Annotated in this window: 20 protein-coding genes; 7 read left to right on the top strand and 13 right to left on the bottom strand. The window is 49.9% G+C overall.

What is annotated here, in order from left to right; genetic code table 11:
- Position 1: 1 nt before the first annotated feature.
- Positions 2 to 1,006, bottom strand: coding sequence for an alpha-E domain-containing protein (locus tag ACTJJJ_RS12295; protein ID WP_426292802.1), 1,005 nt, complete (start codon positions 1,004 to 1,006; stop codon positions 2 to 4).
- A 221-nt stretch (positions 1,007 to 1,227) separates the two neighbouring features.
- Here ACTJJJ_RS12295 and ACTJJJ_RS12290 point away from each other — a divergent pair, with 221 nt between their 5' ends.
- Positions 1,228 to 2,793 carry a helicase HerA-like domain-containing protein gene (locus ACTJJJ_RS12290; RefSeq protein WP_440701932.1) on the top strand — a complete coding sequence of 522 codons (1,566 nt, stop codon included), beginning with the start codon at positions 1,228 to 1,230 and terminating at the stop codon, positions 2,791 to 2,793.
- Positions 2,794 to 2,984: 191 nt separating this feature from the next.
- Here the strand turns inward: ACTJJJ_RS12290 and ACTJJJ_RS12285 are convergent, their stop codons facing one another.
- The 4 genes from ACTJJJ_RS12285 to ACTJJJ_RS12270 all read right to left on the bottom strand — a co-directional run bounded on the left by ACTJJJ_RS12285 (position 2,985) and on the right by ACTJJJ_RS12270 (position 6,666).
- Positions 2,985 to 3,542 (bottom strand): acyl-CoA thioesterase, encoded by a 558-nt coding sequence (locus tag ACTJJJ_RS12285; protein ID WP_440701931.1) that lies wholly within the window; start codon positions 3,540 to 3,542, stop codon positions 2,985 to 2,987.
- Positions 3,543 to 3,551: 9 nt separating this feature from the next.
- Positions 3,552 to 4,637, bottom strand: coding sequence for a Gfo/Idh/MocA family protein (locus tag ACTJJJ_RS12280; protein ID WP_440701930.1), 1,086 nt, complete (start codon positions 4,635 to 4,637; stop codon positions 3,552 to 3,554).
- A gap of 13 nt (positions 4,638 to 4,650) precedes the next feature.
- On the bottom strand, positions 4,651 to 6,003 hold the full coding sequence (locus ACTJJJ_RS12275; protein WP_440701929.1) for a neutral/alkaline non-lysosomal ceramidase N-terminal domain-containing protein: 1,353 nt from the start codon (positions 6,001 to 6,003) through the stop codon (positions 4,651 to 4,653).
- Positions 6,004 to 6,132: 129 nt separating this feature from the next.
- The gene (locus ACTJJJ_RS12270; RefSeq protein ID WP_440701928.1) at positions 6,133 to 6,666 is read right to left on the bottom strand and encodes a YceI family protein; all 534 of its coding nucleotides are present in this window, start codon (positions 6,664 to 6,666) and stop codon (positions 6,133 to 6,135) included.
- Positions 6,667 to 6,850: 184 nt separating this feature from the next.
- Here ACTJJJ_RS12270 and ACTJJJ_RS12265 point away from each other — a divergent pair, with 184 nt between their 5' ends.
- Positions 6,851 to 7,651 carry a transglutaminase-like domain-containing protein gene (locus ACTJJJ_RS12265; RefSeq protein WP_426292798.1) on the top strand — a complete coding sequence of 267 codons (801 nt, stop codon included), beginning with the start codon at positions 6,851 to 6,853 and terminating at the stop codon, positions 7,649 to 7,651.
- A gap of 67 nt (positions 7,652 to 7,718) precedes the next feature.
- Here ACTJJJ_RS12265 and kbl read toward each other — a convergent pair whose 3' ends face one another.
- Positions 7,719 to 8,906, bottom strand: a complete 1,188-nt coding sequence (gene kbl, locus ACTJJJ_RS12260) for a glycine C-acetyltransferase (protein WP_440701927.1) — start codon at positions 8,904 to 8,906, stop codon at positions 7,719 to 7,721.
- 114 nt (positions 8,907 to 9,020) lie between these two features.
- Entirely contained in the window at positions 9,021 to 9,971 is a 951-nt protein-coding gene (locus tag ACTJJJ_RS12255; protein ID WP_440701926.1) for an NAD-dependent epimerase/dehydratase family protein, read from the bottom strand.
- A 172-nt stretch (positions 9,972 to 10,143) separates the two neighbouring features.
- Between ACTJJJ_RS12255 and ACTJJJ_RS12250 the strand changes: the two genes are divergently transcribed.
- Entirely contained in the window at positions 10,144 to 10,605 is a 462-nt protein-coding gene (locus tag ACTJJJ_RS12250; RefSeq protein ID WP_019941792.1) for an Lrp/AsnC family transcriptional regulator, read from the top strand.
- Here ACTJJJ_RS12250 and ACTJJJ_RS12245 read toward each other — a convergent pair.
- The 5 genes from ACTJJJ_RS12245 to ACTJJJ_RS12225 are packed head-to-tail and all read right to left on the bottom strand — an operon-like array spanning position 10,602 to position 18,856.
- The gene (locus ACTJJJ_RS12245; protein ID WP_440701925.1) at positions 10,602 to 13,004 is read right to left on the bottom strand and encodes a hypothetical protein; all 2,403 of its coding nucleotides are present in this window, start codon (positions 13,002 to 13,004) and stop codon (positions 10,602 to 10,604) included. The genes ACTJJJ_RS12250 and ACTJJJ_RS12245 overlap by 4 nt on opposite strands.
- A 25-nt stretch (positions 13,005 to 13,029) precedes the next feature.
- The gene (locus tag ACTJJJ_RS12240) at positions 13,030 to 14,208 is read right to left on the bottom strand and encodes a DUF4249 domain-containing protein (protein ID WP_440701924.1); all 1,179 of its coding nucleotides are present in this window, start codon (positions 14,206 to 14,208) and stop codon (positions 13,030 to 13,032) included.
- Positions 14,209 to 14,222: 14 nt separating this feature from the next.
- Entirely contained in the window at positions 14,223 to 15,353 is a 1,131-nt protein-coding gene (locus tag ACTJJJ_RS12235; protein ID WP_188934829.1) for a DUF4249 domain-containing protein, read from the bottom strand.
- A 6-nt stretch (positions 15,354 to 15,359) separates the two neighbouring features.
- Positions 15,360 to 18,131, bottom strand: coding sequence for a TonB-dependent receptor domain-containing protein (locus ACTJJJ_RS12230; RefSeq protein WP_440701923.1), 2,772 nt, complete (start codon positions 18,129 to 18,131; stop codon positions 15,360 to 15,362).
- Positions 18,128 to 18,856, bottom strand: a complete 729-nt coding sequence (locus ACTJJJ_RS12225) for a hypothetical protein (protein WP_440701922.1) — start codon at positions 18,854 to 18,856, stop codon at positions 18,128 to 18,130. The genes ACTJJJ_RS12230 and ACTJJJ_RS12225 overlap by 4 nt, the downstream gene beginning before the upstream one ends.
- Positions 18,857 to 19,087: 231 nt before the next feature.
- Here ACTJJJ_RS12225 and ACTJJJ_RS12220 point away from each other — a divergent pair, with 231 nt between their 5' ends.
- Positions 19,088 to 20,149, top strand: a complete 1,062-nt coding sequence (locus ACTJJJ_RS12220) for an NAD-dependent epimerase/dehydratase family protein (protein WP_426292791.1) — start codon at positions 19,088 to 19,090, stop codon at positions 20,147 to 20,149.
- A 194-nt stretch (positions 20,150 to 20,343) separates the two neighbouring features.
- Positions 20,344 to 21,189, top strand: a complete 846-nt coding sequence (locus tag ACTJJJ_RS12215) for a hydroxymethylglutaryl-CoA lyase (protein ID WP_440701921.1) — start codon at positions 20,344 to 20,346, stop codon at positions 21,187 to 21,189.
- 59 nt (positions 21,190 to 21,248) lie between these two features.
- Here ACTJJJ_RS12215 and ACTJJJ_RS12210 read toward each other — a convergent pair whose 3' ends face one another.
- The gene (locus ACTJJJ_RS12210) at positions 21,249 to 22,364 is read right to left on the bottom strand and encodes a hypothetical protein (protein ID WP_440701920.1); all 1,116 of its coding nucleotides are present in this window, start codon (positions 22,362 to 22,364) and stop codon (positions 21,249 to 21,251) included.
- 103 nt (positions 22,365 to 22,467) lie between these two features.
- Between ACTJJJ_RS12210 and ACTJJJ_RS12205 the strand changes: the two genes are divergently transcribed.
- Both ACTJJJ_RS12205 and ACTJJJ_RS12200 read left to right on the top strand, forming a co-directional pair.
- Positions 22,468 to 23,073: a thymidine kinase gene (locus ACTJJJ_RS12205; protein WP_426292788.1), complete on the top strand. Its 606-nt coding sequence runs from the start codon at positions 22,468 to 22,470 to the stop codon at positions 23,071 to 23,073.
- Positions 23,070 to 23,711 (top strand): SGNH/GDSL hydrolase family protein, encoded by a 642-nt coding sequence (locus ACTJJJ_RS12200; protein WP_440701919.1) that lies wholly within the window; start codon positions 23,070 to 23,072, stop codon positions 23,709 to 23,711. Before ACTJJJ_RS12205 ends, ACTJJJ_RS12200 begins: the two co-directional genes overlap by 4 nt.
- Positions 23,712 to 23,718: the final 7 nt, after the last annotated feature.

Below are 23,718 nucleotides of genomic sequence, written 5' to 3'. Positions count from 1 at the left end.
ATCAGTTCATCCACTGGCTTTTGAAATGCCCCAGGCTCTGGCTTTGCGACTGCGCGGTCTCCAATCCGAAGTACATATCGAAGATTTTGTTATCGACCTCGTTGTTCTTGATCTGGAATTTGTCAAGGTATTCGTGCAGTCCCATTTTAAACACATCCTCCACATCGGTGAATTCCAGCTCGCTCCGGATCTTGCTCAATGCGCGCTCCGCAGGGTTGGTATAGCCACGTTCGGGGATGGAGCCGGCTATCGCATAGAGCGACAATTCCGCCTGGCGCACGCAATAAGCGATCGAGCGTGGGAAAAGCTTGTCCAGGATCAGGAACGCCACGATGTTCATCGGCGTCAGTGCGCGGTGCGTTTGCCGGTACATATTATAGGCGCTCACCGATTTCAGCACGGCGGTCCAAAGCATCAGGTCAAGTGTGGAACCCGAGGTGCCCGAATCCTGCAACAATGTAAAATACTTCACATCCAGGAAGCGCGAGCATTTGTCGGCCCGCTCGATATGCCTTCCAAGCCTTCCGAAATGCCAGGCCTCATTACGTGTGATCGACGAGTCGACTACCCCGTGGAAAAGCTGGCAGTTTTTACGGATATCCGTGAAATACGACTGCATATGATCCATATTGCGGAAATCGTCGGGCGAAGTTCCCTTAATGGTGAGGTAAAACGTGTTGATACTCTCCCACATTTCCTTCGAGATCGTCTCGCGGATCGTCCGTGCATTCTCCCGGGCCTCGTACAGGCAGCTGATGATCGAGTTCGGATTGCGTTTATCGAATGTCATGAAATGGATGACATCCTCCTTCGTAGGCTTATCGTAGTACTTATAAAAGAGGAAGTGGTCGGCTGTTGCGATCAAAAGCGGCTCCCATTGCTCGTCCACATCGGGTGGAAGATCGAGGGCAAGGTTAAAATTAACTCCCACGAAACGCGCGTAATTCTCAACCCGTTCCATGTAACGATTCATCCAATAAATAGAATTCGCAACTCGGCTCAACATAAGTGGAAAGTAATATCTCTAAAAATGTAAATCAGAATAATTATAATGCGATCAAACCAAAATACCTAATAATATTTTGCAAATACAAGCATATGCAAAAAGTTATATTATTTCCTTACAAATTATTATTCTACAATAATTTCCCCGCCTATCTTGGAATCTTCCCGAAACCTTTAAAATTTGTAACTTAACCTTTCATCAAACCATAACCCGTATTTCCTGTGTCAAAGAAAGAACAATTTATTGCAGCAATTCAGAAATCCTATCAAACTGACAAACCTGTAATTCATTTGGGGTCGGCCATACTCGACGGCGAGATTATCGGCGAGGCCCGCGTAAACCTTCCCTTGCGCATGATGAACCGCCACGGACTGGTAGCCGGAGCTACGGGATCGGGGAAAACGCGTACGCTGCAGGTATTCGCCGAACAGCTTTCAGCAGCAGGTGTGCCCGTTTTCATGTCCGACATTAAGGGCGACCTTTCGGGTATTGCACAGCCAGGCAAAACGAATGCAGCCCTGGAAGAACGCGCACAAATACTGGGAACCGTTTTCGAGCCGAAAGGATTTCCTGTCGAGCTATATTCGCTGAGCGGCAACAAAGGCGCACAAATGCGTGCTACGGTGCTGGAATTCGGGCCGATATTGCTTTCCAAAATCTTCGAACTGAACGAAACCCAGGCCGGCGTGCTCGCTATCCTGTTCAAATATGCCGACGACAAGGATTTGCCGATGGTGGATTTGAACGATCTGAAAAAAGTCCTCAACTACCTCGCCGAAGGCCCGGGCGCCGATGAAATCAAAGCCGATTACGGTACCATTTCCGCGTCCACAGCCGGCACGATCCTGCGTAAAATCGTCGCATTGGAACAACAAGGCGTGGGTACCATTTTCGGAGAACGGTCATTCGACATTTCCGACCTGATCAACAAAGTCGACGGCCAGGGCGTGATCAGCCTCCTCAACGTCTCCGATGTGCAGGACAGGCCCGCATTGTTCTCGACATTCATGCTGAGCCTTCTGGCTGAATTATACCATAAACTGCCCGAAGCGGGGGATCTGGACAAACCTAAACTGGTTTTCTTCCTCGACGAAGCGCATTTGCTCTTCAAAGACGCCCCAAAAGCCTTCCTCGAACAGATCGAGCAAGTTGTAAGGCTCATCCGTTCCAAAGGCGTGGGTATTTTCTTCTGCACGCAAATGGCGCAGGACGTGCCGGTATCGGTGCTCGGCCAGTTGGGTAACCGCGTACAGCACGTGCTCCGCGCATTTACGCCGCAGGATGCCGAGGGATTGAAACAGACGGTCAAAACTTACCCTAAATCGGATTTCTATACGATCGATCAGCTCCTGACCACGCTCGGTATCGGCCAGGCATTGATTACAGTTTTGAATGAAAAAGGGATCCCTACCGAAGTCGCCGCCACGCATTTAATGCCGCCCGCTTCTATTATGGGGCCAATGGTGCAGGCCGACTACGATCAGCACGTGCAGCAGTCGGATGTTTATACCAAATACAAAGACCCTATCGACCCTGAAAGCGCCTATGAAATCCTTACCAAAAGAATGGAGGAACACGCACGCGTAGAAACAGAGGCGAAGGAAGCGGAGGTACAAGCGAAAGTGGAGGCCAAAAAGGAGAAAGAACAAACGAGCATGATCTCCGACGCGCTCAACTCGCCATTAGCAAAACAAATCGGCCGTGAAGTAGTACGAGGTGTTTTTGGAATGCTGTTTGGCAAGAAAACGACCACGCGGAAAAGTGGCGGAGGGTTGTTTGGATTTTAACAGCCTGTCACGCTGAGGGAAGTATTGAAAATGTTAGCCTGAGCCTAAATGTCACGCTGAGCGCAGTCGAAGCGCATGTACGATGTTCCCGTACAGACTGCCTTCGACCGCCGGGCGGCCCCGTCCGCTCAGGCTGACAATTGCACTGAGCCTGACCGTGAAGTTTGATATGGGTTTATCTAAAACCCATGTCAAACATCCGTATCATATGCGATCACGCAACGCTGGTCGACTAACTTACCCAGGTTTTCAGGCACATCGAGACGTGTTCTCGCATTATCGAATGCATCGCGGTACTTCTCTTTCAACTCCCGACGTTTGATCGCTTCCAGGAAACGTCGCGCATCCTCCTCATTTTCCAGCACCAATTCAGGAACGACGGTCGGCTTGTTGTTCTCGTCTTTGGCTACCATTGTCACGTACGAAGTATTGGTGTGCCTTACCGAACGGTTTCTGACATTCTCTGCCACCACGCGGATGCCCACGACCAGCGAAGTCCTTCCCACATAATTCACCGACGCGTGCAGCGAAACGAGGTCGCCTACCTCCACCGGTTCGAGAAAATCCACCGCATCCACGGAAACCGTCACGCAGTACGTCCCCGCATGCCGCGAGGCGCACGCATACGCGACCTTATCGATCAATGAGAGCAATATACCCCCGTGTATTTTCCCCCCAAAGTTGGCATAAGAAGGGATCATGAGTTCTGTGAGGGTAGTCTGGGAAAAACTGACGGGCCTGGGCTCCATACGCGTTATTTACTTTTTCAACAAAATGGTTTTACCTGTTTTGGCCGACTCTCTGGCCGTGTCCAGTATTTCTACGACGGTAACATTGACCGGCAGCCCGTACAAATCGTTCTGATCGAGTTTCAAACGGCCTTGCACCACATCGGCCAGCACCGAAAACGGATCGGTGTAAGGGGCGGGGCGGGGATCGAGTTTGAGGGTTTCCTCCGGTGCTTTCTCCTGCAAGCGCTGGCGTACGGTGGTCGCGTTTACGGCAACGGCGTAGCCTTTGTTACCATAAACCTCCATGTCTTTTCTACCAAAAGACCAGTTCCACGAGCCCTGGATAATGCACTGCGCTTTCGGGTATTGGAGGATAATGGAAGCCTCATCGTCAACATTTTTATAAATATCCGGCTTATTCTGATGTGTAACGGCCGTTACTGAAATGGGACGTTCACCTTTCATAAGCCAGGTCATTAGGTTGGCACCGTAGCAACCGAAATCGATCAATGCGCCGGCGCCGTTTTTAACAGGATCGGTCAGGATAGCGAAAAACTCCTTGCTAACACCGATTTCCTTCGGCCCCTGGTGGCCATCGTTGACCATTACCTTGCGGATTTCGCCCAGCTTTCCATCCTGAATAAGCTGGTTCACGTGCTGGTTGCTCGCATACCAGGAAGTTTCATAGTTGGTCAAAACCTGGATATTGTTCTGCGTCGCGAGTTTCTGAATTTCCTTTGCATCAGCAAATGTCGTCGCCAATGGCTTTTCTACCATTACATTGATCTTCCGCGGCGCACACGCTCGAACGACTACCACGTGCTCATTGATCGCCCCGAATGCCGAAACTGCCTCTGGTTTTGCATCGTCGAGCATTTTGTTCAGGTCTGAATAAAACAGTTTCGGGTCTAGCTTGTATCGCTCGGTAAACTGCTTGACGAGGTCGGGGTTCGTTTCCCAGATGCCTACCAGCTGGATATCGGTTTTGTCTTTCCGGTTAAAAATCCAGCCTACGTGACCATGACTAAGCCCCGCGACAGCCACGCGAACAGGCTTCTGTGCCATCGAAGAAAGGCTGATCAATGCAAAAAAGAGGTATACAAGTGTTTTCATCGTAGTTTACGGTTTAGGACAATTTATCAATAATATCTTTGATCACTTCCTGCAAATAGGCACCATTGTACGGGCCGTACCAGCTCATGGTTTTGGTTTCGTACAAATCGCGGTTGAAGTACTTGTCGTGGGTAATGTAGCCGATATAGCCTCCGTTGAAACTCGTTACCATCAGGTTCAGGCCTTTTGTTTTCGCATATGCGTCCAGCGGGCCGGTCAGTTCGCCTGAAAAATCGCACGGCATGCCTACCATCAGGATATTGCCGATCCGCAATGCTTTCACATATACAGGATATTCACCAAATGCTTTTTTGAATGCCCACGGGCGCAGTACTATGCTCATCGTCAACCTGGGCGACGGCTCCCGCAACGGCAATGGCAAGGTAAGCGTTTCTACCAATGCATTCTTCGACTCCTCTTTTAATGAGTTGTTGGACAGCAACGCATTCTGAACGCCAAATGCCTGGTTTTTCACTTCATCAAAATCATCCGTTCCTTTTTCGATCGGCCCCATGCTGCCTACCGCGCCGGCCATGTACATCGCAAAATCGTAGCGGCCTTTTTCGAGCGAATCCACGAGCGCACCCGGGTAGTCGCGCGATAGCACGATGTTTTTGGAATTCAAAACCGTGGAATGCGCTGCGAAAGAGCTCAATATCGCCTTCCGCCCGCTTTTGGTAACGAATGCCGCCGAACGGATCTCGGGATCGATTCCCCCCTCCTCGCCTACGAGGCGGTTACGAATGTCGAGCGAATCGAGCGATTCCAGGTAAGTCAGCTGCACAGGCTCTACCTTTTTCTGTGCGTCGGTAATGGCTTTATGAAATGCATTTGCAAGGTTTTCAACAATGGCCGGATCGTATTTACCCGAAAAGAACAGCGAGGAGATGCCCGTTCCCCACCCGCCGACGCTGTTATGGCTGTGCGTAGCGCCGAAATAGATCTGATCGAACGGAATATCGCCCGGTTTCAGCTTTTCCTTTAATGATTTGATCACCGTCGGCGGGATGATCAGCAGGTCAGCGGCAATGATGGCGGCTTTGGTATGCCCATTGTCGACTACTATCGCACGCACATATACGGAGTCGTGCACGGCGGTGTATGGCCTGCCGCGGCGGTTGCCATAACCCGCAGTGGGCGTCGGCGCTGCCGGCGTAATATTGACCTTCGCCCAACCTGCCTGCAATGCGCCGGAAGTACCCACGGTATCCCCTTTTGCACCTCCGATGAGCGTTTTCCATTCCTTATAATAGGCCATTTCCTGATAAGGCGTATCGTCCATGGTCGTGATCATGGTGGCAATGGCAAGTACGAGCAACAGGAGGAATATCCCGATGATTTTCAAAAAAATGCGCAGCACTTTCATGGATGGGGAGTTTAGGTTTGATGAAAAGACGGGTGTCGTCGTTTTCTATTGCTATCAAAAATACCCGGCAAACCAGTTTTCGGGTTCATGCCGGGTATTAAAAGTTTATGAAAATAGTTAAATACCTGATCAGGATTGTTTTACGAGCTGAATATTGGCAATCAGCTTCACGTTCTCACCAATTACCAAGCCTCCTGAATCCGTCAGTTGCATGTAGTTCAGGCCGAATTCCTGACGGCTCAGACGCCCTTCTACCTCAAACCCGATCCGCGTATTACCATTCGTGTCTTTTTCGGCGCCGCCGTACTCGGCATCCAGCTCGATGGGCTTGGTAATGCCTTTGAGCGTAAGAAGCCCCGAAAGCTTGTAGTTATCGCCTTTTACTTTATGAAAATAGTTGGATTGAAAGGTAATATGCGGAAATTGCTCGGCATCGAAGAAATCCGCCGACCGCAAATGGGCGTCACGCATTTCGACATTGGTATCGATACTGTTCACATCGAGAGAGAAATGGATTTCTGCATTATCAAAGTTATTAAGGTCCGAAGTGGCCCCGCCTTCAAAATTATTGAAGGATCCTGTGATCGTCGAAATGACCAGGTGTTTGATCTTGAACTGCACTTCGGAATGCGCCGGGTCTACGATCCATTTTGTTACTGCCATAGGTGTATTATTTAAATTTCAACGAAATACTGTTCGCTCTAAAATTAACATTCCTGATGTACAAACGTCGATTAAAACGATTTAATTCTGACTAACACGGGTGTTCACGATAAAATAAATGGCACGTAATTTTTAAGTAACTAAGCATCATTACATTTAGCATAAATACAAATTCGACTTATAGATGAAAATGAAGGGAAGAAGCATATTCACGTATGACGTGCATGCCCCCACCACCATAACGACCATGTTACGCCCTCGCCGTCAGGAAGGCCAATCGATCATTCAGGAAGGTTTTAACATAGAGCCGCCGGTACCGTTTTCGGAGTATACCGACCTTTACGGTAACCCTTGCCAGCGTACGATTTTGCCCGTAGGCAGGGTGACGATCAGTACTGAAGTGCAGGCGCAGGTGAGCCCCACGAAACCAATTCCCGACCCTGCGCCTGCGTATATGCTTGTAGGGGATTTGCCTGATGAAGTCATGCATTATATTCTCCCGAGTCGGTATTGCCAGTCGGATTTGCACGAAATCAATGTGTTAGCCATGGAAATAGTCGGCAACCTGGCGCCGGGCTATGAGCAGGTGGAGGCGATCCGGACATGGATTCATAACAATGTGCGCTACCAGTACGGTTTTTCAGATGCCGCCACAACCGCATTCGACACGGCCCGCAGCCGCGTTGGCGTGTGCCGCGATTTCACGCACCTCGCTATTGCATTATGCCGTAACCTCTGCATTCCGACGCGCATGACGGTGGGCTACCTCGATAAATTGAAAGACATGGATTTGCACGCCTGGTTCGAGGTGTTCATCGGTGGTGAATGGTACACGTTCGATGCGGTGCAGGAAAAAACCGAAGGTTACCGCATCGAAATCGCCCACGGACGCGACGCCGCAGATGTGGCGATGGTTACCCAATACGGCAATGCAACGCTGCAATCGCTGCAAGTCGAAGTCGAACTGCTTGAAGCCGAACAGTAAACAAAAAGCCGGTACCGGATCCCGGTATCGGCTTCGCTCTATTTGGTCTTAGTTATTAAAATGGGGCCTAAATAACGCCCAGTTCCTTTCCTACTTTTGTAAACGCCGCCACGGCCTTTTCCAAATGCTCCTGCTCGTGGCCTGCGGAGATCTGCACGCGGATACGCGCCTTGCCCTGCGGAACAACGGGATAGAAAAAGCCGATCACGTAAATGCCTTCATCGAGCAACTTCGCAGCGAACTCCTGCGCCAATTTTGCTTCGTAAAGCATGATCGGGACGATCGGGTGCTCACCAGGCAGAATATCGAAGCCCGCTTCGGTCATAGCCTTGCGGAAGTACTGCGTATTCCTTTCCAGTTTATCGCGCAATGCGGTGGATGAGGTCAGTAAATCGAGTACTTTGATAGAAGCTCCTACAATGGAAGGTGCTAATGTATTTGAAAACAAATAAGGTCTCGAACGCTGGCGCAGGATTTCCACGATCTCCTTTTTCGCTGCGGTGAAGCCGCCGGATGCCCCACCCAATGCCTTGCCGTAAGTACCCGTGATAATGTCTATGCGCCCCATTACATTGCGGTATTCGTGCGTGCCGCGGCCTGTTTTACCCATAAATCCGGTAGCGTGGCATTCGTCGATCATCACCATCGCCTGATATTGCTCAGCCAGATCGCAGATCTTTTCGAGCTGGGCTATGGTGCCGTCCATCGAAAACACGCCGTCGGTTACAACCAGAATGCGGCGGCTTCCCTTGGCGTCTTCGAGCTGCTTTTGCAAGTCGGCCATGTCGTTATGCTTGTAACGGAAACGCTTGGCTTTACAAAGGCGGATCCCATCGATGAGCGAAGCGTGGTTCAACTCGTCGGAAATAATAGCGTCCTGCTCATTCAGCAACGGCTCAAAAACCCCGCCATTAGCATCGAATGCCGCGGCGTAGAGAATGCAATCCTCCGTGCCCAGGAATTCGGCCGTTTTCCGTTCAAGCTCTTTGTGAATATCCTGCGTGCCGCAAATAAACCGCACCGACGACATCCCGAAACCATGGGAATGAATTGCATCGATACCCGCCTTGATCACGTCGGGATGCGACGAGAGGCCCAGGTAATTATTAGCACAAAAATTAAGCACATCAGCCCCGTCGGTAGTTGTAATATGCGCAGACTGCGGCGTGGTGATCACGCGCTCTTTTTTATATAACCCCGCGGAGCGGATCGCTTCCAGTTCACCGACGAGTTGTTCTTGGATGTTACCGTACATAATTGAATGAGTGAATGAGTGAATTTTGAATGAGTGAATGACAGACTTTCGAATGAGCGGATGATTGAATGTCTTGACTCTATTCACTCATTCACTCATTGTCTCATTCACTCATTAACTAACCAAATGATACTTCTTCCGCAACTCCGTTATCATCTCCTCCGTCATCTTATCAAGCGAGTATGACGGCCGCCAGCCCCAGTCTTTCCGCGCCTGGGCATCGTCGATTTCCTGGGGCCAGGAGTCGGCGATGGACTGGCGGAAGTCTGGCTTGTAAGTTATGTTGAAGTTTGGAATTATCTTTTGAATGCTTTGCGCAATTTCCTGGGGAGAGAAGCTCATTCCGGCGAGGTTGTAGGATGTTCTTACCGAAATCTTTTCGGCTGGTGCTTCCATCAGCCGGACAGTGGCGTCCATGGCGTCGCTGATGTAGATCATCGGCAATGTCGTTTCCGCTTTCAAAAAGCATTCAAATGCTTCGCCCTTCACTGCCTTGTGATAAATATCGACCGCATAATCGGTAGTACCACCACCCGGCATCGACTGGTAGCCGACAATGCCCGGGTAACGCAGCGAGCGGATATCGACACCGTAGCGTTTGAAATAGTAGTTCGACCAGTTCTCACCGGCAGCCTTGCTGATACCGTAAACCGTCGATGGGTCGAGGTACGACCATTGTTCAGCCAATGTGTCCACACGATCACCGAAAACGGCAATGGAGCTTGGGTAAAAGACTTTGCTAACCCCGTTTCCACGAGCTACTTCGAGTACGTTGAACCAGGTTTGCATATTAATATGCCAAGTTCGCAACGGCTCCTCCTCCCCTTTTGCCGAAAGGATGGCGGCGAGATGGTAAATCTGCGTGACACCGTATTTCCTGACGATTGTCGCCATTTCAACGGCATTGGTCGCGTCGAGTTGCTCGAAGATCCCGGTCGAAAATTCGGGCATACGGATGTCCGTCGCCACCACTTTTCCCAGTCCGTAAATCTCCCTCAGATATTCTACCAGAACAGATCCGATCTGTCCGTTTGCTCCTATTACTAAAACGCAGTCCGTTTTCATAAAAAACAACTTTTGGGTAAAGCATAAATCACTTGCAATTTCCCATTTGTGAAAATTATTTTCAACAAATGGCACATTTTGCAGGAAACATTACCACACTATTTGATTTTTATAGCAAAATTTACTTTTTGAGGTTCAATTCGAAACACGTACCAGTAAATATTATTGCCCCATGGAACAGTTGGACAAAATCGATACCAAAATCCTGCGCATCCTGCAAAAAGATGCAAAAAAAACGACGAAGGAAATCGCAACGATGCTCAACCTGACGGTGTCGCCGGTTTATGAGCGGATCAGAAGATTGGAGAGTCTGGGCTACATCAAACAATATGTGGCCATTTTAGATAAAAAACTTATTAACAGACACGTTACAACGATCTGCCAGGTGTCGATGCGCTACCATAATGAGGCATTTATAGAGAAGTTCGAGCAAGAAATACAAAACCTCCACGAGGTACAGGAATGCTACCACATGGCGGGGCAGGTTGATTTCCTGCTAAAAATCAATGTCGCCAGCCTCGACGAGTACCACGATTTCGTGAAATATAAGTTGTCCAAGATCGACAACATAGGCGTGCTCAACAGCACCTTCGTGTTGAAGGAGATTAAGCACACCTCGGAATTCTACATTTAAAGGCTTCGCTTCTTCACATCGAAGGAAACTGTTTTGCTGCCTGCCGTACCATCCGGCGTAATGCCCTGGATCACGACCTGGTAGCGACCGGTTTGGTCGGACGTGTAAAACTCAACGGTCGCTTTGCCGTCTTTGCCGGTCGTAACGTTCGGTGCCCAGTGCAGAAGGTTACGGAAATCGGCTATGCGGCTATTGGCATTGTTGCTGTCATATTTCGGCGCATAGAATTCCCTTTGTGCCTGCACGCCCTCGTAGGGCATTACCAGCACTTTGGGATCGAGCTCGAAACCACCGAGGTCGCCGCGGTAGGTCGAGAAGCTTACAATACCGGTGAAGGTCATTGGCCCCAGGAAATAGCGCGAGCTGATCAATTCTATTTTCTTCACTTTCAGCGGATCCATTTCGATGATCTTGTCGGCGTCGAAAACCGGAATACCGTCCAGTAGCATCAGTGGATCGGTGGTGTAGTAGGTGTTAGGAAGCAGTTTGTCGATCATTCGCAAATGGAATTCCTTTTGGCGCTTACGTACCAGAATTCCTTTAACATATTCCCTTAAAACCTCTTCCATGGTGGGAAAACGGGTAAAATCGTCCAGAAAATACTTTTCATCGGGCATCCCGAAGAACGGCAGCGAGTCGGTAAGTACTGCTTTCTTTTCGGCATAAAGCCTCGGCAGAAACGCATTGCCGGTCTGCATATTGATGGACCGCGTCAGCAGCTGGGCTTCCAGTTTTTTATCAAAGTAAAACGAAGTAATGGGCGTCGTCGAGAACTGTCTGGAGAACGGTGTCGCCACCTCGAAGCGGTAGGTCGAGTCGGTTGCCAGGTTGGTTTGCAACGTGATTTCCTTCGGGCCGGTAAACTGGCGTACTTCAAATTTCACCCGGCCTTCTTTATCGCTCATGTCTACGTACAAGCGCGCAGGCACGTCCAGCGACGCCAGGTACGCTTCTTTGTTCACCGCCGGCGTTCCATCGGCCCGGTTGAGCACACGGGCGTTGATGAAATGCCCGTCGTATTCAGGCAAATTTTCAAAACTGACCAATTGACCACCAAAAACCTTGTCCCATTTCAGGCGGCGCCAGCCGTGGGTAAGCATCAGGTTGTCGAGCTGCCTGTCGGTGTCCTGATTTACATTTTGAAAATAATAGGCCGGGTTTTCAATATCTCCCTTCAAATCGGCAGTGAGCCACAAATAGCTGTGAATATCGTGCTGCGGCTGGTATTGGATCGAATCGTCGAGATAGACAGCCACCGACAGATTGCTCCAAGCGGGCAGCGCCTGGCCTGCGGCGGCCGAAATGTTCATGGCTACTTTCTCCCGCCCGATAAAGCTTTTGCCTACTTGCGCATCGATCGTCAGCTGCTTTTCGGGACGTTTGAAATACAATCTTTCACAAACCGGTTTCAACTTTTCATTAAAGATCGTAATCTGCGTAATGCCTTCGCCGAGTTTCGCTTTTTCGAGCAAAAAGACCACCTGGCCTTTTCCTAACCCTTTTTTCCCAAACACGGCATTGGCCTGGCGCGTGTGCGCGAGCAGGAATACATTCACAGGCTCTTCGCTTTCGAGCCTTGCGGTTACCGTCACTTTGACCAGCGCGGCCGTCGAGTCTTTTACCTGCATTACATACCCCTGCGGCTCGACTTTTGGCAATTCATACTCGAAGCGTTGGCCCTTGCTGTCCGTTATAGCTGCTTTGTAGGTTACATTATCCTCCGGTTTCAACGTAAAATAGCCGATACCGTTGAGTTCGGGTTCAAACTCCCGGACGGTTTCATTCTGCTGGTTAATGATAGTTCCTTTAAATTTAATACCCTTACCATCGGCGCCCACGCCGCGGAATGCTATTTTGCCTTCGATACCGCTTACCAGATGGCCACCTTCCGGGAAAAACTGCACGTCATAGTGCGTTTCCTCTTTCGAGGCCCGGTCGGGATCGAAGCGTACAAAGGGGTTAAGGATAGAAATGGAGGTTTCGAAATAGCTTTCTGCCGAGAAATTCTTCATCCAGTTGGTATAGCACCGCAGCTTGTATTTCCCGCTCACGAGCGTGGACGGAACGAGCGCTGAGCCATTTCCACGGCCATCGACCATCGCAAATTTGGTCTGCAATACGGCATTATTCTCGGCGTCGAGCACTTCCAGGTAAGCCACTTTGCTTAGGTCGAGGAACCGGTGTGTAGCGCCATTGAGATTATAGGCTTTGAACCACATCGTTTCGCCGACGAGGTAAAACGGCCTGTCGATATGCACGTACAACTTCTCCTGCACGGCCCGCTCGGTATAAAGGCCGAACCGCTCCCGCATGGAGGCGAGCATGGCGTCGTCCTGCGCATACGAGGAGCTGTAAGATGCCAGCGCCAGCAAACCACAAATAAATGTCCTAAGTCTCATTATATATTTTCAAACAATAGAATAATCATTGATCCCAAAATGCAGGTTTGGTGGTTGTACCGCCCTGCGACCGGCAGTCAGCACACGATTCCGACGTCCCCAGGTAGCCACTCTTCGGCTGACCCATATAAAAGTAAAGCAGTACCGCAGAGCCTTCGAACGCCTCTTTAAAATCGAGTGTATCCGGGGGCATACAGCGCGGATAAGAGCCCAGTGTTTCTCTGATGAAAATCCGCTTCTTTTGTTCCTGTGCCGCGCTGAAATAACCGAATACGAGTTCTTTGGCGTCGGCTTTCGCGTGGATATTACCCGTCACCTGCGAAGGCTGCGGATCGAACAGGCTTCCCGTCCCCTGGGTTGTTTTCGCGAGGTCCGTCCAGTATTCAAATGCTTCGCGCGTCAGGCCATATTGTTTTACAAGGATCGAATACCCGAAATACAGCTTGTTAGTGCCTATATCAACAATATTGACCGGCAAATCGCGGATTACATCCTGGCTAAGCTTGATCGTCGACCCGAGCTTGATATCCCTCGACGGCAATGTCCGCCAGCATACATTGACATTATCGGTCCTTGAAACGATCTCCTTTTTCTCATAATCGCGCGTCAGGCTGGAATAATATGCCATCCGGTACTCGTAGGTCTCTTCGTAATTCCAGCGGTAAAAACGCGTCTGATTACTCGGGTCATGGGTATTGACATAAATCATCATCGCATTTCTGCCCTCGTCCACGCGGTATGTAATGCTGTCGATCGGCGGAGTTTTGCTCACCACCACGTAATCCGATTCATATTCCCTTCCGTCGAGACGCTTAATCCTCAACCGGTACCTGGCGTCGCGGTTAAAGGTCGTCGGCGGCAGTATGTACGAGCCGTCACCCACATCCTGGAACGCATAGCTTTCACCGTTTTCGGCATCGGCGAGGATGGTAGCGCCCCATTCCCTTACGAATTGCCCGCCATCGTTCACGCCCTGGGTGTGACTCAACACAATCTTACTGGTATCGCCATTTATGTTGAGAAAACCATCCACAACGAGGTAAGTCCCGGGATTGGTTACTTCCGGCGGCGAGAACGGCTCGATACAGCTTTTGATCACCAGTCCTGTCGCCACCAGTATTCCGCATGAAGTCCATCGTCTCCATTTTCCCGGCCCGTAGCCACTTTTCAGCTTTTTGATGAAGTTTATTCCTCTCACAATCATTCCTTATAAATTCATTACCAATACGAAGGTCTTTCGGTGGTACCGCCCTGCAGGCGGCAATCGGCACAGGAATGCGCCGCTACCAGAACGGAGTCGGAACGCGGGCCCCAGTATGTCAGGAGCAGTTTCGCGGTATTCAGTGCACATTCGTCGGCATCCCGTGGCGAACAGCGGATCGGGATCGTGTCGGGTTCGGTACAACGCGGGAATGTGCCGAGCCGCGGTGATACCGTGTACCTCCGGGTCTCTTCGGTAGCCGCACTGAAATAGCCGAAGGCCAGCAAGCGCGGATTGGCCACATTCCGGATGTTGCCCGTCACTTGCGAGGGCAATACATCAAAAAGGCTTCCGGTTCCCTGCGTCGTTTTGGCCAGATCAGTCCAATATTCAAAAGCCTGGCGCGACAAGCCATATTGCCTTACCAGAATGCTGTATTTGATAAAAAGCTTGTTGGTAGAAATCGGCACCCGGTTCAACGGCAGGTCCTTGATCACGTCGCTGCTGAGCTTGACCGTACTGCCCAGCAGAATGCTGCCCGACTTCAATTTCCCCCAGCATTTATTGATGTTCTCAGGCCTTATCACCACCGAATCATTCCTGACCATCAATGCGGAATAATAGGCGGCTTCGTATTCCCAAGTTTCCTCGAATTTCCAGCGGTAAAACTGTGTCTTATTCTGCGCATCGTGCGTGTTCACATAAAACACAGCCGCATTCAGCACCGGGTCGACTTTGTAGGTGACACTATCGATAACAGGCGTAATACTTACACCGACAAATTCAGACAGGTATTCCTGACCGTCCTTCGTCTTGATCCGCAGCCTGTACTTGCCCGAGCGATTGTATTGGCGTGGCGGCAATGTATAAACGGCTGCACCGGTTTCTGTCAGCGGCATCGTTTCTCCGTTCTCTTCCTCCACTGCCAGCTGTGCGCCCCTTTCGATAGCCGGCATTGCATTTGCATTTACATTCTGTGTTCGCCGCAACTCGATGCGCGTCGAATCGGTGCCGCTCACATTCAGGAAACCGTCGATTACCAGATAATTCTCATCCGAATTGACCTCAGGTGGCGAAAACGGTTCTATACAACTGTCGACGATCAGCAGCAATACAAAAAAACCTACTTTTAAAAACCAATATCTCATAGCTGTCTAGAATCTGAAATTGTAGGTTATCGTCGGGATCGGCTGTCCGAAAATGGAAAGCTGGTAACCATTCACCCTTCCTCCGACGGTCTGGAAATAAACCGAGGTCGGGTTTTTCCTTCCCAAAAGGTTATATACCGCGAGCGTCCACGAGCTGTGCGCCAGCTTTTTGATCCGGTGGTTGCCTTCGATATTCATGGCTAGGTCCATCCGGTAATAGTCGGGAATGCGGAATTGGTTACGGTCGGCATAGTAGACCCGCTGCGAACCATCAATAATGTACTTGCCGATCGGCGGCGTGTAGGGTCGGCCTGTGCTGTACGTAAAGTTGAACGACAAGCTGAACCGGTGCGAGAACCGGTAGTTGGAGATCAATGTAAAATCATGCGGCTTGTCGTAGTTGCTCGGGTAGAAATTACCGCCGTTCGGAGCGTCGGGCGACTCGCGGTCGACCGCGCGCAGGAGCGTCCGCGCGTAGGTGTAACCGAGCCAGCCATTCAGCTTTCCGGTCATTTTCTTGATCATGAATTCAACACCATATGCCTTTGCTTTGGTATTGATCACCGCTGCTTCGATATTGTGGTTCATGAAAAGCGAATCGCCGCCTTTGTAATCGAGGAAATTGCGAATGTTTTTGTAATAGCCTTCGAGCGAAACCTCGATCTTGTTACCCCTGAAATTCCGGTACAAACCAACAGAAATCTGGTCACCGATCTGCGGTTTGATATACGGATCGCTCAGCTTCCAGATGTCGGTCGGCGAAACCGTCATGGTATTCGTCAGCAGGTGAATATACTGGCGCAATGTGTTGTAGCTGGCTTTCAGCGAAAGGTTATCCAGAATGCTGTACCGCACCGACGCCCGGTATTCAGGCCCGCCATACGACTTAATTTTCTTACCCGATTTGTATTCCTGCACGCCTTCCTGGTAAATGTAGTCGATCGGGAAGCCGGGAAGATAGGTATTGACTGATTTTGGCCCCAGATATTGGAAGAAAGACCACCGCAGACCTCCCGAGATCGACAGACGCGGGCTGACCTCCCATTTGTCTTCGAGATACAATGCGCTTTCCGTCGCTTGCTCGGCCTGCAACTCGTCCGCTACGATAAGCGACTCGCTGCCGCGCGGTTTGAATGAGCCCGGGTGTAATTTGTAATAAATGGTGCTCAATCCAAATTCGAGCGTGTGTTTCGGATGCAGCACATAACTAAAATCAGCCTTAAAATTGGATTGGTTAATATCAAATTTCAGATCAAAAGAATTGAGCGGAAGGCCTTCCGCCTCCATCGAATAATTGTATTTGCTATGCGCTGCTGTGAGCACGCCGTATAGACGTGAATTGAAGGTATGTTTCCATTTGATAGACCCGAGCTGGTTCTGATAGGAGTATAATGTATCGCCATAGAGCTTGAACTTGTCCCTGCTCGTATAGCCGGTCAGCGAGAGGCTGTTCTTCTCATTGATTTCATAGTTCAAATGCAGGTTCAAGTCGTAAAACGACGCCGAGCTTTTGTTATAATTTTCGTTATCCAACGCCCTTATCACCCAGTTGGAATAGGTCGAGCGCCCACCCAGCAAAAACGACGCCTTGTCTTTTACCAACGGGCCTTCCACCGTAGCGCGCCCCGTAACAAGCCCGATCCCGCCCGAAGCCACGAATTTCTTCTTATTCCCGTCACGGCTGTTAATATCCAGCACCGACGCCAGTCTGCCGCCGAATTTGGACGGAATTGTACTTTTATAAAGCTCCACATCCTTCAACACATCCGGATTAAATGCCGAGAAGAAACCGAAAAGGTGCGATGGATTGTAGATCACCGCGTCGTCATACTGAATAAGGTTCTGGTCCACCGAGCCACCGCGCACGTTGAGACCGGTACTGTTTTCCCCGACCGATTTGATACCCGGCAATGTGAGGATGGTCCGTAAAAGGTCTGTCTCGCCAAATACCGTCGGTACCTGTTTCAGGTTTTTGATAGTCAGTTTCACGGTACCCATTTGTGTACCTACCACGTTTTTGTCCATTCCGGCCTTTACCGACACTTCCTTCAATGCGATCACACTCTCCCGCATTTCAATGTCGAGTTTGCCATCGGAATAAAGTACTATTTGGCGCTGCGTTTCGCGCATACCCGTGCTTTTAATACGGACAACCTGTTTCCCGCGCGGGATCGTGAGCGCGTACCGCCCAAGCGCGTCGGTGGTAATACCGATGGATGGCGAGTTGATAAACACCGCCGCGCCGATCACCGGCTCACCGGTCACCGCATTCCTGACATATCCTGTGATCGTAGAATTGCCGGGTGTAATCCTGTGCTTTCGTATCCCGATTTCGTGGACCTTACTCTCGGCAGTCGATAAAAGTTTTTCCTTGATATCACTTTCCGGACCGGCATAGGCAATGGAATCGGTTTCACCGGCACGATCCGGGTTGAACAAACCGGGTGTGAGCTGGGTGATGATCTTCTGTCCGTGCGTAATGAAGATCCGCTTTTCTCCGTCGATGGCATATTCAAACTCGGAACCTTTGAAAACCTGGTCGAGCACTTCCCGGAGCGAGAGGTTATTCACATTCAGGTCGAGCGTAAGGCTGTCGAACCGCGTGGCGTCGTAGTAGAAGTAATAGCCTGTCTGCCCTTCCACCTGCTTCACAAACTGGTCGAACCGCGCCGAATCCAGCTTCATCGTGATTTTCTTCTCGGGCACGTTCTGACCGTAGGAAAAGTGGGTGGTAAAAATGCAGCAGATGATAAGGGTTAAGGGTAAAAATATTTTCATTTGGCTAGGTTGTCGTAGGTTTCTACCATCTTCACAATGGCCAGTTCACGGTTTTTACGGAATTTGATCTTGTTCTCCCGCAGCACTCTGCGTAATTCCCGTTTGTTCTCCGGAAACAATTCGAGCGTCGACTTCTTCGTGTGTACCGAATGGTACCGGCCGTCTTTAAACACATAGAAAAAGTTCTTTTCGGGATAGTAAGCAATCACTCTTTTGTCGACGATCTTTTCCTGGCGCGACTTCGTCCTCCGTACGAGCGTTCGCGACTTACCGCCGTAAACGACGTCGTAAAAACCGGTCCGCATTTGCGGGTTAATATCCTTCCCCGATTCGAGTCGCGCGAAATGGTGGTTATCCACAATAAATGAATCCACTTTCACTGTTTGCAGCAGTACATGGTCGCCGTTAAAATGCCGGATCACTAACTCATCGTGAAAAATGTCGTATAGCATCGGGATGCTGTCGAACTGCTGACCGTCATAGAGCACCATACCGTTGAGCCAGCGGCGCTGCTGGTAAAACTGGTGTTCCTCCATCCGGGCGTCATACACGTAATACTGACGGCCGTTGTAAAGATTCTGGGAGATGGATGTAGCGTTTTTGTAGAGGGATACCGGGTAAGCCGCAACCTCCCGGGCCGAAGAAGATTCGGCCAGCATCCCCTGGGCATAGGTTTTCCCCGAAAACAGGGCACAAAGGAATAATGCAGTGGTAAAAATACGCATCTACGCAGTTGATTTTAAAGCAATACGTTCAAAGGCTATCAAAATGTTGCAGTACCGGGGCTAGTACTTCACGAAGTGAACATAAGTTACATACTTCAAATGTAAATTAAATATTTTATTCGATTTATTAAACTTAATCATAAAAGAATCAAATGCTATTTATCTAATGCATATCCCCTTAATCCCCTAACTTTGGCCTTTTATCGGTACCACACATCTTACTTACCTTCTATGAAAATTCTGATCACCGGTGGAGCCGGTTTTGTGGGCTCTTCGCTGGCCATAGCCTTGAAAACCAATTACCCTGATTACCAGGTTTACGCATTGGACAACCTTAAAAGGAGAGGCTCCGAACTGAACATTTCCCGCCTCAAAAAAGCAGGCGTGGAATTCGTCCACGGCGACATCCGTAATAAAGAAGATTTCGACTCCATTCCAGCCGTCGACACGGTGATCGAAGCCTCCGCAGAGCCATCGGTATTGGCCGGGTTGGATGGCACGCCCGATTACCTGATCAATACTAACCTGGTAGGCACTGTCAACTGCCTCAATTATGCATTGAAGCATAAGGCTGGTTTCATTTTCCTTTCCACCAGCCGGGTTTACCCGATCAAGACGATCGAGACACTAAATTTCGTGGAAGAAGAAACCCGTTTCGCATTGTCGGATGAGCAACCGGTACCGGGCGTTTCTTCCAAAGGCATCGGTGAGGACTTCCCGCTGAACGGCGCAAGGTCCCTTTACGGTACCACGAAGCTCGCTTCCGAGTTGATCATTCAGGAATATAATGAGTTTTATAACCTGAAAACGGTCATTAACCGCTGTGGCGTGATTACCGGTCCCTGGCAAATGGGCAAGGTTGATCAGGGCGTAATGGTGCTCTGGATCGCGAAGCATTATTTCGAACAACAGCTCGGCTATTTCGGATACGGCGGTACCGGGAAACAAATCCGCGACATGCTGCACGTGGCCGATCTTTACAATCTGATCGACTGGCAGCTGCATAACCTCGATAAAGTGAATGGCGAAATCCTGAATGCCGGCGGCGGCTTGCAAAGCAGCGCTTCATTGCAGGAGCTTACGAAAATCTGCCAGGAGGTAACCGGCAAAACCATTCCGATCAAAGTCGTTCCCGAGAACCGGACTGCCGATATCCGCCTTTACGTTACCGACAACACCAAAGTAACCGCATTGACGGGCTGGGAACCGAAAATTGGCATCCGCCAGATCGTCGAAGAAATCACCGCCTGGTTGGCCGAAAACGAAGCCGATCTCGCCCCGATTTTGAAATAGAGAAAGCGCGAAACTCTTGCTTGGTGCACGCCATTCGCAAACAAAGACTGCAATCAGGTAGCTTTCAAGAACTACCTGATTGCAGTCTTTGTTTTTTAAGTCCGTTCCGGGCACATTTGTTAAGTAGCACGCTAGTCAGAAAGTCAAGAGTAGTCAGGGAGGTCAAACCTATACAGTCATTCAATCATCGAAATATGAAGTTCATCGAATGCCCCCGCGATGCCTGGCAAGGCTTTCACCCCTTCATCCCGTCGGAGATCAAGCTCGAATATCTTAACCAGCTCCTCCGGGTCGGTTTTGATACGATTGACTTTGGAAGTTTTGTGTCGCCCAAGGCGATCCCTCAAATGCGGGACACCGCCTGGATTACCGAACGGCTGGATCTTTCAGGCAGCAATACCAGCCTGCTTGCTATCGTCGCCAACGAGCGTGGTGCGGCGGATGCCTGTGCATTCGGGCAGATCGGTAGCCTTGGCTATCCCTTTTCCATTTCGGAGACATTTCAAATGCGGAACACGCAGGCGACCATTGCTGAGTCGTTCGAGCGGGTGAAGCGCATTGCCGAACTGTGTGCGAAGTATAAAAAGGAGCTCGTAATTTACATCTCGATGGGTTTTGGTAATCCTTATGGTGATGCGTGGGCACCGGAGATCGTGATGGAATGGGTGGAAAAATTGTCACGATTAGGCGTGAACACATTTTCGCTCGCAGATACTGTCGGCGTCGCGCAGGTGAATGATATCGGCTGGCTATTTACCGCATTAATACCACATTATCCCGAATTGGAATTCGGTGCACATTTCCACAGCCGTCCGAACGACTGGCGTGAGAAGGTACAGGCTGCTTATGATGCCGGCTGTCGTCGCTTCGACGGTGCATTGCTGGGATATGGCGGCTGCCCCATGGCGCAGGACGATCTCGTGGGCAATATGCCCACCGAACGGCTGGTGGATTTTGCCAAAGAACAAAAGGAACTACTCACCATTGACGCCAACGAGTTGCAAAAAGCACGCGCGATGTTCCAGCAGATCGTAGGATAAATAAAATGCGCCGGGAGGTTTGAGCTCCCGGCGCATTAATTCAGTATTTAAAGTCCTTTTTATGAAGCAAACTTGCGCTTGACGATCGCAAGCAACGCAGTAACTGCCTCTCCATTCACATCCCACGCATATTTGGAAGCATAGCGATGCCAGATCAGGTTTTCGGCTTCCTCGAAGCTTTTCACGCGATCCAACTCGTAAATCGCTTTGTCGAAATGCTCACTGTTACGGTCGAAAAGCTGGTTTACAAACATAAAACGCTGACCTAGCGGAATGCTGCCTGCGATGTTTTCAACCTTTACCGGCACGCTTCCGTACGATTGGTCGTCGGAAGGCTTCGGCAGATCTACTTTGAAACGACTGTTCAACGAATCCCTTTCCGGGCCTGACCCTACATTGGCTTTGGCGACAATCTCGCTGATCACCGCGGATGCGGGTTCGGCACGCGGAGCAACGGAGCGGACAGTACCCGGCTCCAACTGGCTGAATGCCGAGTCGAAGAACGATTCGTGCTTCTGGTGCTGCGGAGTAGCTTTTCCCACTTCCTGAATGTGCAATTCGCCGATATTGATCGGGAATACTTCTGCGAATTGTACCAGATGCTGTTCCCTATCGTCGATCAGATCCGCATTGTCTTTAAATTCGTACAACCAGCTCACGGCCTGTGTCTGGTACACCGAATCGGACCCACTGTCTGTCAGGCGGCCCAATAATGCTTCGGCGACACCCCGGTGGATGTGCGTATATTTCACGAGTTGTTCGGCTTTTTCATGCGTAAACTCGGCGTCAGGAACAGCCCTGATCTTGTCTTCGAAATAAACGGCGGGCGCCAGGAGCAATTTCAACGATTCTTTCACCGAATAGGCCAGTAGTGGTTCGAGGTCCGCCCGTTTGACAGCGATGTGCTGCGAGGCCGTATTCATGAATTCTTCCAACGCACTTTTTACATCATCATTGGAAAAATCAAAATAAGGGCTGCGGAAGGCTTCGGCGTTGTTTTTCCATTCTTCGAACAGGCGGTTGAGAATACCCAGGTTGACCTGTCGTACGGGTGTCAGTTTTAATAATCCGGCACCGGTAACGACGTCCTGCGACCTGTACACTTCGTTCAGAACTGTCGTTGTGAACCGTGCGGAGTACTGGTTGAGTGCGATTGAATTCAGATTATCCGGCATAACGAATAAGCAATTTTGGTAACGTAGTGTTGGGAAAAATATGTTTGATTTGTAAATATAAAATAAAAATCGACCTTTCAATCGGTCGGTTCGGCACCAAAGTATGTTTGTAGAACCATCTCACAGAAGAGAATTTCAAAATCCCCGTACCGGCTGGATCGAAGTTATTTGCGGATCCATGTTCTCCGGAAAAACCGAAGAACTTATCCGCAGACTCAACCGTGCCAAAATTGCCCGACAAAAGATTCAGATCTTCAAACCTGCGCTTGATAAACGATACCACGAAGAGAACATTGTTTCACACAATGACAATTCGATTCCTTCGATACCCGTACAATCGTCGCAGCAAATATCAGGCCTGGCGCAAAATTGCGAGGTTGTAGGTTTCGACGAAGCACAGTTTTTTGACGAAGGGATCGTCGAAATATGCGACCAGCTGGCGAACGGTGGCAAGCGGGTGATCATTGCCGGCCTGGATATGGATTACATGGGTAAACCCTTCGGCTGCATGCCCCAACTGATGGCCATTGCGGAATATGTCACCAAAGTTCATGCAGTTTGCATGGTTTGCGGGGAAGTTGCGTCGCACTCCTACCGCCTTTCGCCATCGAATGAGCGTGTACTCCTGGGCGAGACGGATTTGTACGAGGCACGCTGCCGCCGATGCTTCAACCTGGGCGAAAAAGCGTACGATTTATATTCCAAATGAAGAACCAACGGCTGCTGACCCTCTCACTTACGCTGAATGCGGCCCTGATCTTGACTTTTTTGGTTCTCGGCTACGTCTATCGCGATAAGATCGCGCAGCGTTTTGTGAGGATAAGAGGTAACCCGGCGATTGTCATGTACGGCAATTCCATTACCGCACAAGGCAAATGGGTCGAACTGCTGGGCAGAACCGATGTAATGAACAATGCATTACCCGGGCAGGCTACCTATCATTTCCTTCAACTGATCCAATCGCACGTCATCGACCTGCATCCGAAAGTTTGCTTCATTAAAGGGGGAATCAATGACATTACATTGGGTGTGAGGCAAGAAAATATTCAGGCAAACTTTAAAACGATGCTTGAAATGCTCATGCAAAACGGCATTACGCCGGTGGTGACGTTGACAGTTTACGAGCAAAATGAATATTCAAGTAAAAAGGAAGTCGATGCATTAAATGAATTCCTTATTTCATTTTGCACCCAAAACAAGATCACTTACATTGATCTGAACCGCTACATTTCAGATTCGACCGGCCTGCGTGCAAAATATGCGGTCGACAAAAAGCACTTGAATACCAAAGCGTATCAAATCTGGGCTAAGGAAATCACCAGGGTTTTGAAGGAAAAGAATATTTGAAAGAACC

It is taken from the genome of Dyadobacter sp. 22481, from assembly GCF_052044875.1.
GTDB lineage: Bacteria > Bacteroidota > Bacteroidia > Cytophagales > Spirosomataceae > Dyadobacter > Dyadobacter endophyticus.
The sequence above is the reverse complement of the archived record's forward strand: the minus strand, read 5'-3'. Positions and strand labels throughout refer to the sequence as shown.